Annotated in this window: 10 protein-coding genes; 4 read left to right on the top strand and 6 right to left on the bottom strand. The window is 70.3% G+C overall.

Features of this window, described 5'->3' with window-relative positions; translation table 11 throughout:
- Positions 1–79 precede the first annotated feature (79 nt).
- Positions 80–493: an ATP synthase subunit c family protein gene (locus FGW31_RS11775; RefSeq protein ID WP_142193358.1), complete on the top strand. Its 414-nt coding sequence runs from the start codon at positions 80–82 to the stop codon at positions 491–493.
- On the opposite strand, the gene FGW31_RS11770 is transcribed toward FGW31_RS11775, so the two are convergent.
- Positions 430–1,026 carry a TetR/AcrR family transcriptional regulator gene (locus FGW31_RS11770; protein ID WP_142193357.1) on the bottom strand — a complete coding sequence of 199 codons (597 nt, stop codon included), beginning with the start codon at positions 1,024–1,026 and terminating at the stop codon, positions 430–432. The two genes, FGW31_RS11775 and FGW31_RS11770, sit on opposite strands and share 64 nt — an antisense overlap.
- 166 nt (positions 1,027–1,192) lie before the next feature.
- Between FGW31_RS11770 and FGW31_RS11765 the strand changes: the two genes are divergently transcribed.
- Complete coding sequence (locus FGW31_RS11765; RefSeq protein ID WP_142193356.1) at positions 1,193–2,158, top strand: alpha/beta hydrolase family protein; 966 nt, start codon at positions 1,193–1,195, stop codon at positions 2,156–2,158.
- 46 nt (positions 2,159–2,204) lie between these two features.
- Here FGW31_RS11765 and FGW31_RS11760 read toward each other — a convergent pair whose 3' ends face one another.
- From FGW31_RS11760 to FGW31_RS11745, 4 genes are read right to left on the bottom strand one after another with little or no spacing between them, the layout of a single operon-like run.
- Positions 2,205–2,972: a succinate dehydrogenase/fumarate reductase iron-sulfur subunit gene (locus tag FGW31_RS11760; protein WP_142193355.1), complete on the bottom strand. Its 768-nt coding sequence runs from the start codon at positions 2,970–2,972 to the stop codon at positions 2,205–2,207.
- Positions 2,969–4,903, bottom strand: a complete 1,935-nt coding sequence (locus FGW31_RS11755) for a fumarate reductase/succinate dehydrogenase flavoprotein subunit (protein ID WP_142193354.1) — start codon at positions 4,901–4,903, stop codon at positions 2,969–2,971. The genes FGW31_RS11760 and FGW31_RS11755 overlap by 4 nt, the downstream gene beginning before the upstream one ends.
- A gap of 19 nt (positions 4,904–4,922) precedes the next feature.
- Positions 4,923–5,759, bottom strand: a complete 837-nt coding sequence (locus FGW31_RS11750) for a hypothetical protein (RefSeq protein ID WP_142193353.1) — start codon at positions 5,757–5,759, stop codon at positions 4,923–4,925.
- 18 nt (positions 5,760–5,777) lie between these two features.
- Positions 5,778–6,071 carry a hypothetical protein gene (locus FGW31_RS11745; protein WP_142193352.1) on the bottom strand — a complete coding sequence of 98 codons (294 nt, stop codon included), beginning with the start codon at positions 6,069–6,071 and terminating at the stop codon, positions 5,778–5,780.
- A 290-nt stretch (positions 6,072–6,361) separates the two neighbouring features.
- Here FGW31_RS11745 and FGW31_RS11740 point away from each other — a divergent pair, with 290 nt between their 5' ends.
- Positions 6,362–8,671 carry an ABC transporter family substrate-binding protein gene (locus FGW31_RS11740; RefSeq protein WP_142193351.1) on the top strand — a complete coding sequence of 770 codons (2,310 nt, stop codon included), beginning with the start codon at positions 6,362–6,364 and terminating at the stop codon, positions 8,669–8,671.
- Between the two features lie 79 nt (positions 8,672–8,750).
- Here FGW31_RS11740 and typA read toward each other — a convergent pair whose 3' ends face one another.
- Positions 8,751–10,667, bottom strand: coding sequence for a translational GTPase TypA (typA, locus tag FGW31_RS11735; RefSeq protein WP_142193350.1), 1,917 nt, complete (start codon positions 10,665–10,667; stop codon positions 8,751–8,753).
- A gap of 441 nt (positions 10,668–11,108) precedes the next feature.
- Between typA and FGW31_RS11730 the strand changes: the two genes are divergently transcribed.
- Positions 11,109–12,155, top strand: coding sequence for an ABC transporter permease (locus tag FGW31_RS11730; protein WP_142193349.1), 1,047 nt, complete (start codon positions 11,109–11,111; stop codon positions 12,153–12,155).
- Positions 12,156–12,179 lie beyond the last annotated feature (24 nt).

Here is a 12,179-nt window from a genome sequence, read left to right as displayed (position 1 = left end):
CCCTGCCGAGCGGAAACGGCGCGGCCCCCAACGCCGGTGGGCCGTCCGCACCACCCTCGCGGCGGTCCTCCTGCCGCTGGTGCCCCTCCGCGCCGCCGAGACCGCCCCGCGGACCAACCCGTCGGCGAACCGGGCGAACGGCACCCGCAACTCCTTCCGGCTCGGCCCCGCCTGGGGCGACGGGCGCGAGCGGGACGCCGACATCGCCGCGACCGCCCGCCGCCCCGACGGCACCGGCACCCGCGCCCGGTACGTCCACTCCGGCCCACTGGAGCACGACGGCAGCCCGTCGAACTCGGCCCACCCCGGCACGCGTTGGGCGATCGACTCCGTGCACCGGGAACTGCCCGGCGTCCGCGTGCAGGCCCGGCCCGGCGACGTCCTCGCCCCCGACCACCCCGCGGCACGGTGCCACGCCGCTCGTCGGCATCAGGACGCGTGTGGCTGCCGAAGTCCCTGGAGGAGCAGAGCGATCAGGCGTCGGGGGTCGTAGCGGGGGTCGTTGTCGCGCCCGATGCAGAGGTTGCCGATGCCGCGCATCAGCTCGTACGGCTGCGTACCGGGTCTGATGTCGCCGGCCTCGACCGCAGCCTCGAGCAGTTCGGCGCAGACGGGCAGCAGGCGGTCGAGGAAGTAGTCGTGCAGCGCGGCGAAGCGGTCGTTGTCGGACTGCAGGGCGTCGGCGAGTCCGTGCTTGGTGACGAGGAAGGCGACGAAGAGGTCGATCCACTCACGCAGCGCATCGAACGGGGAGTCGGCACTGGCCAGCAGGTTCGGGCCGGCCTCGGCGCATGCCTCGATCTGGTGGCGGTAGACGGCCGTGACGAGATCCGCCCGGGTCGGGAAGTGGCGGTAGATCGTGGCCATGCCGACGCCCGCCCGGGCTGCGATCTGGCGGATCGGCGCGTCGACGCCGGAGGTGACGAACACCTCGGCGGCGGCGGCGAGCACCGTCTCCCGGTTGCGCCGGGCGTCGGCCCGCTTGCCCGGGGGCGGCGACTTCCCCGCAGGGCTGTCGGTGGTCACCGCGTACTCCCTCCACACCGATTGACAAAGCGGAGCGGCGCTCCGGATACTAAGTGGAGCATCGCTCCGCTTCACTTTAGCGGAAGCGGCTGCCCTTGTCCGCCTTGCCCGTCGCCGGTCGCAGGAGACCGGCGGACGGCAGGTGCCACCGAAAGGGAACCCCATCGTGACCGCATCCACTGCCACCGACTCCGACGTCTTCGGCGCGCCCGCCCCGGTCCTCTCCTTCAGCCCCGTAGTCCTCTCGGTGCCCGGACGTCCCGTAGACCTCCAGGCACGTGTCTCCGCACCCGCGACCGGAACCGGACTCCCCGTCATCCTCCTCTCCCACGGTCACGGCTACTCCAACAACCTCTCCTCGCTCAACGGCTACGCGCCCCTCGCCAACCTCTGGGCCGCCCACGGATACGTCGTCATCCAGCCCACCCACCTCACCTCCAGGACACTGAGCCACCTGGTAGCCGACGCACCCGGCGCACCCGACTTCTGGCGATCCCGAGCCGAGGACATGACCCACGTCCTCGACCGGCTCGACACGATCGAGCGCACCGTGCCGCAGCTCGCCGGGCGGATCGACCCGACCAAGGTCGCCGTCGCCGGACACTCTCTCGGCGGTTTCACCGCCGCCCTCCTGCTGGGCGCCGGGCTCAACGACCCCGACACCGGGAACCCGGTGCACGTCACCGAGCCCCGGATCAAGGCCGGCGTGCTGCTTGCCGCGCCCGGCAGGGGTGGCGACGCCTTCAACGGGCCCATGGCCGAGCAGTGGCCGGTCATCGGCGCCGTCGACTTCTCCACCATGGCCGCACCCGCGCTGGTCGTCGCCGGTGACAAGGACGACTCCCGGCACTTCACGGACATCGGGCCGGATTGGCATGCCGACCCCTACACCCTCGCCCCCGGTCCCAAGAGCCTGCTCACCCTGTTCGACGCGGAGCACGGACTCGGCGGAATCGCGGGATACGACGCCGCCGAGACCACCGACGAGAACCCTCGGCGCGTCGCCGCTCTCGCCCGGCTCACCGCGGCCTACCTCCACACCGAGTTCCACCCCGGTGCCCGCACGTGGCAGGCCGCGTGCGAGGAACTGACCACCGGCCCCCACGCCGTGGGACGAGTCGAAGCGAAGTGAGCCCTCGCGGCCGCGTCCCCACCGGGCGGACGCGCCGTGACCGTGCTCAGGTGCGCCGCCGGATCCTGTTCCCCAGCCACACCAGCGGGTCGTACTTGCGGTCGACCGCCCGTTCCTTCAGCGGGATCAGCGCATTGTCGGTGATCCTGATGCCCTCGGGGCAGACCTCGGTGCAGCACTTGGTGATGTTGCAGTAGCCGAGGCCGTGTTCGTCCTGGGCGGCGCGCTTGCGGTCCAGGCCGCTCTCCTCGGCCGCGTCCAGCGGATGCATGTCCAGCTCGGCGACCCGCATCAGGAACCGCGGACCGGCGAACGCCTGCTTGTTCTCCTCGTGGTCGCGGACCACATGGCAGGTGTCCTGGCACAGGAAGCACTCGATGCACTTGCGGAACTCCTGCGAGCGGTCCACGTCCTCCTGCATCATCCGGTACTCGCCCGGACCGACCCCCTCCGGCGGCACGAAGGCCGGCACCTGCCGAGCCTTGGCGTAGTTGAAGCCGACGTCCGTCACCAGGTCGCGGATCACCGGGAAGGCCCGCAGCGGTGTCACGGTGATCGTCTCGTCCCGCTCGAACACCGACATGCGGGTCATGCACAGCAGCCGGGGGCGCCCGTTGATCTCCGCCGAGCACGAACCGCACTTGCCGGCCTTGCAGTTCCAGCGCACGGCGAGGTCGGGGGCCTGGGTGGCCTGGAGGCGGTGGATGATGTCGAGCACCACCTCGCCGTCGTTCACCTCGACGGCGAAGTCCTCCAGGCCGCCGCCCCGCACGTCCCCGCGCCACACCTTGAAGCGGGCCTCGTAGCTGCTCACTCGTACAGCTCCTCTTCGGCGAGGTACTTGACCAGCTCCTCCTTCTCGAAGAGGGCGAGCAGGTCCGGGCGGATGGGTTCGGTGGTCTCGCGGGTGAGGGCGATCCGGCCGCGCACCGGGTCGCCGTCCGTGAGCCCGTCGGCGGGATCGGCGAGCGCGCACAGCAGGTTGACGTTGCGCCAGGCGCGGTCCATCGCCGCGTGGTCCTCCCGGGTGTGGCCGCCGCGCGACTCGGTGCGCTCCAGCGCCGCCCGGGCCACGCACTCGCTGACCAGCAGCATGTTCCTGAGGTCCAGGGCGAGGTGCCAGCCCGGGTTGAACTGCCGGTGCCCCTCGACGCCGGCCCGCCGGGCCCGCGCCCGCAGCTCGGCCAGCTTCTCCAGGGCGCGCTCCATCTCGTGCTCGCGCCGGATGATGCCCACCAGGTCGTTCATCGTCTGCTGGAGTTCCTGGTGCAGGGTGTACGGGTTCTCCGGCGGCCCGTCGTCCGGCTCCTCGCTCTCCGCCGAGAACGGACGCAGCGCCTCCGCCGCGGCCGAGTCGACCTGCGCGTCGTCCACCCGGGGCCGCGCGGCCCCCGCCCCGCTCGCGTACTCGGCCGCGTGCCAGCCGGCCCGGCGCCCGAACACCAGCAGGTCGGACAGCGAGTTGCCGCCGAGCCGGTTGGAGCCGTGCATCCCGCCGGCCACCTCACCGGCCGCGAACAGTCCCGGCACGCCGCGCGCCGCCGCCGAGTCGGAGTCGACGGCGATGCCGCCCATCACGTAGTGGCAGGTCGGCCCGACCTCCATCGGCTCCGCCGTGATGTCGACGTCAGCCAGCTCCTTGAACTGGTGGTACATCGACGGCAGCCGCCGCTTGATCACCTCGGCCGGCATCCGCGTGGACACGTCGAGGAAGACCCCGCCGTGCGGGCTGCCGCGGCCCGCCTTCACCTCGGCGTTGATCGCGCGGGCCACCTCGTCGCGGGGGAGCAGCTCGGGCGGGCGCCGGTTGTGGTCCGGGTCGTCGTACCAGCGGTCGCCCTCCTCCTCGGACTCGGCGTACTTCTCCTTGAACACGTCCGGGATGTAGTCGAACATGAACCGCTTGCCCTCGGAGTTGCGCAGCACCCCGCCGTCGCCGCGCACCGACTCGGTGACGAGGATGCCCTTCACCGACGGCGGCCAGACCATGCCCGTCGGGTGGAACTGCACGAACTCCATGTTCAGCAGCGGCGCCCCGGCGAGCAGTGCCAGCGCGTGGCCGTCGCCGGTGTACTCCCACGAGTTCGACGTGACCTTGAACGACTTGCCGATGCCGCCGGTCGCGATCACCACGGCGGGCGCCTCCAGCACGAAGAACCGCCCGGACTCCCGCTCGTAGCCGAAGACCCCGCTCACCTGGTCGCCGTCCTTCAGCACGCGGGTGACCGTGCACTCCTGGAAGACCTTCAGCCGGGACTCGTAGTCCCCGGTCTCCCGGAAGTCCTCCTGCTGGAGCGCGACGATCTTCTGCTGGAGCGTGCGGATCAGCTCCAGACCGGTGCGGTCGCCGACGTGCGCGAGGCGCGGGTACTCGTGGCCGCCGAAGTTGCGCTGCGAGATCCGGCCGTCCTTCGTCCGGTCGAACAGCGCGCCCCAGGTCTCCAGCTCCCACACCCGCTGCGGTGCCTCCTGGGCGTGCAGCTCGGCCATCCGCCACTGGTTGAGGAACTTCCCGCCGCGCATGGTGTCGCGGAAGTGGACCTGCCAGTTGTCCCCGGCGTTGACGTTGCCCATCGCCGCCGCGATGCCGCCCTCGGCCATCACCGTGTGCGCCTTGCCGAACAGCGACTTGCAGATCACGGCCGTACGGGCGCCGCGCTCGCGCGCCTCGACGGCGGCGCGCAGTCCGGCGCCGCCCGCACCGACCACGACGACGTCCCATTCCTGCCGGTCGACCACGGGCATCAGTGAAGTCCCCACTCAGCTAGAAGAAGCGCGGATCGTCGAAGGCACCGGACGCGACGAGGTACACGTAGAGGTCGGCCAGGGCCACGCTGAGCAGCGACGCCCAGGCGAGCTGCATGTGCCGGGCGTTCAGCCGGCCCACCCACTGCCACATCCGGTAGCGCACCGGATGCTTCGAGAAGTGCTTCAGCTTCCCGCCGACGATGTGCCGGCAGGAGTGGCAGGAGAGGGTGTACGCCCAGATCAGCACGATGTTGACGAGGAAGACCAGCGTGCCGAGGCCCATGTGGCCCCACGCGTAGTGCTCGTCCCGGAAGGCGAGCACGGTGTCGTAGGTCAGGATGCCCGCCACCGGGAGGGCCGCGTAGAAGAAGTACCGGTGGATGTTCTGCAGGATCAGCGGGAAGCGGGTCTCCCCGGTGTACCTGCCGTGCGGTTCGGCCACCGCGCAGGCCGGCGGGGAGGCCCAGAAGCCCCGGTAGTAGGCCTTGCGGTAGTAGTAGCAGGTCAGGCGGAAGCCGAGCGGGAAGATCAGGATGATGATCGCCGGCGAGATGCCCCACCAGCTGCCGAAGAGGTCCCAGTTCGGTCCGGCCTTCATCGGTTCGCAGTTCTCCGCCAGGCACGGCGAGTAGAACGGCGAGACGTACGGCGCCGCGTAGTAGTCGGCGTTCGCGAAGGCCCGCCAGGTCGAGTAGACGACGAAGGCGAGCAGCCCGGCCGCGGTGGCGGCCGGGGCCAGCCACCAGCGGTCGGTCCGCAGGTGCGGGGCGCTGATCGCGGCGCGCGTAGCCGTTCGTACGCCGCCGCCTCGGCGATGGGGTTCTGTGGCGGGTGGTTCGGTACCTGTGGCCACGTGTCCACTCCGGAGGGGTCAGGGGGCGCGACGGTCGCGGGCGCCGAGACCCTCGTCGTCCGTGTCCACCCACAGCGACGGGTCGTACGGCGTGTCGGAGATGGTCACGAGATCGGGCCGCTTCTGCGGGGCCGTGCCGGCCGTGGCCGTCTCCCGCAGCAGCGCGACGCTCTCGCGCAGGTGGTTGGTGTCGGCGCGGACGCGGCGCATCTCCAGGCCGCCGCTGCCCATCTGCTTCTCCAGCCGTCCCACCGACCGGATCAGGTCGTCGAGGCAGCGCTGGACGGTTGTCAGTTCCTCGTGCACGGACATGACGTGACCTCACTTCCACGGGTCCTTCAGGCCCAAGGCGGCAACGGTCATGCGCCTGCGAGTGTTGCGCGTCACACCTTGCGCTGTGAAGGGATGTGCATCGATTGGCCGAGGAGTAGGGGTGCACCGGTGGGTGCGTTGCGCCGCACGAGTGGGCTTGCCGCCCGTGGCCGCCGTGTCGCCCCTAGTAGCCGAACCCTTTCCTCTTCAGTGGGCCGCATACATCGGATGAACTCCAAATACCACCAAAAGTGAGCGTAACGCCCGCTGCTTCCCGGAGGTAACCAGAGATGTCCCACGACGGCGTCGGCCCGCGCGCGGTCAAGCGCTCGGTCGCCTTCCTCACCGCGAGCGCCCTCGCGGTGCCCGCGCTGGCCGGCTGCGGCTCCGACGACCCCGCGGGCAAGCCCCTCGCCGCCGGGGACGTGGCACGCGCCGACCGGGCCCGGATCGCCGACGGGGGCACGCTCCGCTGGGCCGTGGACACCGTCCCGGACACCCTGAACACCTTCCAGTCGGACGCCGACGCCACCACCTCCCGGATCGCGCAGGCCGTACTGCCGTCGATGTACCGGACGGACAGCCGCGGCCGGCCGGTGCGCAACCCCGACTACCTGGAGTCCGCCGAGGTCGTCGAGACCGAGCCCAAGCAGGTCGTCCTGTACCGGCTGAACCAGCAGGCCGTCTGGAGCGACGGCCGCGAGATCGGCGCCGCCGACTTCGCCGCCCAGTGGCGCGCCCTGTCGGGCAAGGACACCGCCTACTGGACCGCCCGCAACGCCGGCTACGACCGCATCGAGAAGATCGAGCGGGGCAAGGGCGACCTGGAGGTCAAGGTCACTTTCAGCCGTCCCTACGCCGACTGGCGGTCCCTGTTCACCCCGCTGTACCCGAAGGAGGTCATGGGCACCCCGGACTCCTTCAACGACGGGGCCCGCAAGAAACTGAAGGTCACCGCCGGGCCCTTCCGGGTGAAGAAGGTCGACGGCAAGAAGGACGAGGTCACGCTCACCCGCAACGCCCGCTGGTGGGGCGACCCGGCCAAGCTCTCCACGATCGTGCTGCGCGCCGTGCCCCGCGACAAGCGGATCTCCGCGCTCAGCGCCGGCACCGTCGACCTCGCGGAGATCGACCCCGCGGCCGCCCGCCGCATCACCGTCGCCGCGCTCCCGCAGAGCGCGAGCAGCCCGCTGATGGGTCCGGGCGCCCGCCGGTCCGTCGCGGACGCCCTGCGCTCCTGGGCCATCGCCAACGGCTCCGACGAGGAGGCCGCCGACGAGGAGATCTCCGCACGCCAGAAGCTGCGCCGGAAGGCAGCCAAGTACGCCCGCCAGCAGAAGGCCCTCGCCGGCTTCGAGGTGCGCAGGTCGCTGGAACCCGCGTACACCCAGCTCGCCCTCAACGGCGCCGAGGGCCCCCTCGCCGACGAACGGGTGCGCCGTGCCGTGGCCCGCGCCCTGGACCGCCGGGACATCGCCGAGGCCGTCCTGAAGCCCCTCGGGCTGCCCGCCGAGCCGCTCGGCAGCCACCTGGCGCTGTCCGGCCAGGCCGCGTACGCCGACAACAGCGGCGCCCTCGGCCGGCAGGACACCGAGGAGGCCCGGGCGCTGCTCGCGGACGCCGGCTGGGTGCCGGGCGGGCCGGTGAAGAAGAAGGACGAGGCCAAGGACGAGGCGGAGAAGGCGGCGGGTCCTGAGGGCGAGGAGGACGACGGCTCCGGGCAGGACTCCGACGGGGACTCCGGGGACGAGTCGGAGGGCGGCGACGACGGTACGTACATCGTCGGCGAGGACGACGACGCCGCCGACGCCGACGCCGACGAGGCCGACGCCGACGACGACGGCGGGGACGAGGGAGACAGCGGGGACAGCGGGGACAGCGGGGACGAGGGAGACAGCGGGGACAGCGGGGACGACGACAAGGCGCCGCAGGACTCCGGCACCGGCAGCCGGCCGCTGCACCGGGGCAGCGCCCCCGGCGCCTACGCCCCCAAGGGCACCGCGGCTCCCGCGCGGGCCGAGGCCGCTCCTGTCGCCAAGGACGGCAAGGCGCTCGCCCTGCGCTTCGTCCTGCCCTCGGGGCCCGGCTCGGACACGCTGCGCACCGTGGCCGACCGGATCTCCCGGATGCTGGAGCGGATCGGCATCCGCACGGAGATCTCCAAGGTCGACGACGAGAGCTACTTCAAGGACCACATCGCCTCCGGCGCGTACGACCTCGCGCTGTACTCCTGGCCCGCGACCGCCTTTCCCGCCACCGACGCCCGACCCGTCTACGCCAAACCGGTCCCGGCCGCCGACGGCTCGCTGAACGTGGAGCAGAACTACACCCGCGTCGGCACCGACCAGGTCGACCAGCTCTTCGACCAGGCCGTCACCACGCTGGACGACTCCGAGCGCCGGGACCTGCTCCGCAAGGCCGACGCGCGCATCTGGGCGGCGGCCGGCTCCATCCCGCTCTACCAGCGCCCGCAGCTCACCGCGGCCCGCAAGGACCTGGCCAACGCGGGTGCGTTCGGCTTCCGCACCCCGGTGTACGAGGACATGGGCTTCCTGAAGAAGTCCGCGCAGGGGCCGACCGGGACCCCCGGCAGGAACTGACGCACCCGGCGCGGCAAACGGCAAGCGGCACACCCCGGGCGGGGTGTGCCGCTTGTGATGTCCGTCGGCCGGGCCGGGATCAGCCGTGCTTGGCGCGGCTGGCGGCGCGGGCCCGCTCGCGGGCGTCCAGGTTGACCTTGCGGATGCGGACGGCCTCCGGGGTCACCTCGACGCACTCGTCGTCGCGGCAGAACTCCAGGGACTGCTCCAGCGACAGCTTGCGCGGCGGCACGATCGACTCGGCCACGTCGGCCGTGGACGACCGCATGTTGGTGAGCTTCTTCTCCTTGGTGATGTTGACGTCCATGTCGTCGGAGCGGGAGTTCTCACCGACGATCATGCCCTCGTACACCTCGGTGCCGGGCTCGACGAACAGCACGCCGCGCTCCTGGAGGTTGGTCATCGCGAAGGCGGTGACCGCGCCGGAGCGGTCGGCGACCAGGGAGCCGTTGTTCCGGGTGGTGAGGGTGCCGAACCAGGGCTCGTGGCCCTCGTGGATGGAGTGGGCGATGCCGGTGCCGCGGGTCTGCGTCAGGAACTCGGTGCGGAAGCCGATCAGACCGCGGGAGGGCACCACGAACTCCATGCGCACCCAGCCCGAGCCGTGGTTGGACATGTTGTCCATGCGGCCCTTGCGGACGCCCATGAGCTGGGTGACGGCACCCATGTGCTCCTCGGGGACGTCGATGGTCATGCGCTCGACCGGCTCGTACACCTTGCCGTCGACTTCCTTGGTGACCACCTGCGGCTTGCCGACGGTGAGCTCGTAGCCCTCCCGGCGCATGGTCTCCACCAGGATGGCCAGCGCCAGCTCGCCGCGGCCCTGCACCTCCCAGGCGTCGGGGCGGTCGGTGTCCAGGACGCGCAGCGAGACGTTGCCGATGAGCTCGCGGTCGAGGCGGTCCTTGACCTGGCGGGCGGTGACCTTGCGGTCCTTGACGGCCGCCTTGGCGTCGGCGCCCTTGCCGGTGCCGCCACGGCCGACCAGCGGGGAGGTGTTGGTGCCGATGGTCATGGAGATCGCCGGCTCGTCCACCGTGATCAGCGGCAGCGGAACCGGGTTCTCCGGGTCGGCCAGGGTCTCGCCGATCATGATGTCCGGGATGCCGGCGACGGCGCAGATGTCACCCGGGCCGGCCTTCTCGGCGGGCTTGCGGGTGAGCGCCTCGGTCATCATCAGCTCGGAGATGCGGACGTTGGAGACCGAGCCGTCGCGCTTCATCCAGGCGACGGTCTGCCCCTTCTTCAGCTCGCCCTGGTGGACGCGCAGCAGGGCGATACGGCCGAGGAAGTTGTCCGCGTCGAGGTTGGTGACGTGGGCCTGGAGCGGGGCGCCCTCCTCGTAGGTGGGGGCCGGGATGTGCTCCAGGATCGTGGAGAAGAACGGCTCCAGCGAGTCGGAGTCGCCCGGGACCGTGCCGTCCTCCGGCTTGGTCAGGGAGGCGATGCCGTCGCGGCCGCAGGCGTAGACGATCGGGAACTCGATCTGCTCCTCGTCGGCGTCCAGGTCGAGGAAGAGGTCGTAGGTCTCGTTGACGACCTCGTCGATCCGGGAGTCCGGCCGGTCCGTCTTGTTGATGCACAGGATGATCGGCAGCCGCTGCTGGAGCGCCTTGCGGAGCACGAAGCGGGTCTGCGGCAGCGGCCCCTCGGAGGCGTCCACCAGCAGCACCACACCGTCGACCATCGACAGGCCGCGCTCGACCTCGCCGCCGAAGTCGGCGTGGCCGGGGGTGTCGATGATGTTGATCGTGATCGGGTCCCCGCCGTCCTTGGGGTGGTACTTCACCGCCGTGTTCTTGGCGAGGATCGTGATGCCCTTCTCACGCTCCAGGTCGTTCGAGTCCATCATGCGGTCGTCGACGGAGTCGAGCTGGTGGGCGGCGAAGGCGCCGGCCTGCTTGAGCATGCCGTCGACGATGGTGGTCTTGCCGTGGTCGACGTGGGCGACGATGGCGACGTTGCGGATGTCATGACGCGTAACAGACGGAGCCATAAAAGGCGTACTCCCGGGAGTGCTGAGGAATGCCCCGCACGAGCATCGGTGGTGTGCGGGCCCTGCCGGGCTGAACACGCCTCGGCCTCACCCCATGGTACGGGGCCGCCGCGAGGTCCGCCCTCGCGCGCCCGTCGGCACCCCGGTGCCGGGAGAGCCAGGAGTATCTGTTCGGATACCGGTGTAGGCGCCAACACGTTTCGGACATGTAAACAAAATGGTGACTGCATTTGTCCGATTCGCCGGAATGCATCCAGAGGTGTCAAGCGCGCGCAGATGTCAATCTTTGCAATTTTTGCTCAAAATATGGACGGTAGGGAGATCCCTATGTCTTCCGCCCTTGACGCGCGTTGACTCGTTTGGCGAAAGTTCCCCCAAACCACAGAACCTGCCGGTATCTGTGCTGCGCTCAACTCTCCAACCCCCCGGGGGACGAACAAGATGACCAGTCCAATCAAGGCCGAGGACTCCGGGTCCGCGGCTGTCTTGGACCCTGAGCTCGCAGCGACCACCGAGAACGAGGTCGCCAAGGGCGAGAAGCAGCCCGAGGGTCGTTCCCCCGGCCAGTTGATGTGGCAGCGCTTCAAACGCGACCGTACCGGAGTCGTTTCCGCGTGCGTAGTGATTTTCTTTTTCGCGGTCGCGGCGCTGGCTCCGCTCATCGCGAAGGTGTACGGCAAGAACCCCTACACGCTGTACGCCCAGGAGCCGGACTACCCGTTCCTCCTGGACGACTTCGCCATGCCCACCGGTGCCTTCGGTGGCATGTCGGGCGACTTCTGGTTCGGCGTGGAGCCCAAGCTCGGTCGTGACGTGTTCACGATGCTCCTGTACGGCATGCGCACCTCGCTGTACATGGCGGTCGTCGTCACGACGCTCTGCGTCGTCACCGGCGTGATCATCGGCATGGTGAGCGGCTTCTTCGGAGGCCGCGTGGACTACTGGCTGGGCCGGGTCACCGACTTCTTCCTGGCCTTCCCGAGCCAGCTCTTCTTCATCGCCTTCATGCCCGTCGTGACCGCGATGTTCGTCTCCCCCGCAGACGAGACCCCCACCTATCTGCGGGCCCTGGCGATCGTCCTGGTGATGTGGTTCCTGGGCTGGATGGGCCTCGCCCGTCTCGTGCGCAGCTCCGTGCTGTCGCTGGCGGACCGGGAGTTCGTGGAGGCGGCCAAGGTGTCCGGTGCCTCTCCCTGGCGCATCGTGCGCAAGGAGATCCTGCCGAACATCGTGACCCCGATCCTGGTGCAGGCCACCTACATCCTGCCCAGCACGATCCTCTCCATCGCCTTCCTCTCGTTCATCGGCGTCGGCTTCGTCGAACCGACACCGGACTGGGGCCGCATGTTCGCCATCGGCGCCGACGTGTACGAGCAGGACCCGATGTTCATGCTCTTCCCCGGCGCGGCGTTGGTGATCTTCGTGCTCGCGTTCAACCTTCTCGGCGACTCCGTCCGGGACGCATTCGACCCCAAGACCGGACGCTAACCGTCCATTGGTGGTGGGGGAGCT

The sequence above is a fragment of the Streptomyces calvus genome (genome assembly GCF_006782915.1).
GTDB lineage: Bacteria > Actinomycetota > Actinomycetes > Streptomycetales > Streptomycetaceae > Streptomyces > Streptomyces calvus.
Note: the sequence above shows the minus strand (reverse complement) of the source record. Positions and strands in the feature narration are given on the sequence as shown.

What these genes read in the sequence shown, in the direction of transcription:
- typA (WP_142193350.1), bottom strand. Translation starts at nt 10,667, where the DNA reads ATGGCTCCGTCTGTTACGCGTCATGACATCCGCAACGTCGCCATCGTC.
- FGW31_RS11745 (WP_142193352.1), bottom strand. Translation starts at nt 6,071, where the DNA reads ATGTCCGTGCACGAGGAACTGACAACCGTCCAGCGCTGCCTCGACGAC.
- FGW31_RS11730 (WP_142193349.1), top strand. Translation starts at nt 11,109, where the DNA reads ATGACCAGTCCAATCAAGGCCGAGGACTCCGGGTCCGCGGCTGTCTTG.
- FGW31_RS11755 (WP_142193354.1), bottom strand. Translation starts at nt 4,903, where the DNA reads ATGCCCGTGGTCGACCGGCAGGAATGGGACGTCGTCGTGGTCGGTGCG.
- FGW31_RS11740 (WP_142193351.1), top strand. Translation starts at nt 6,362, where the DNA reads ATGTCCCACGACGGCGTCGGCCCGCGCGCGGTCAAGCGCTCGGTCGCC.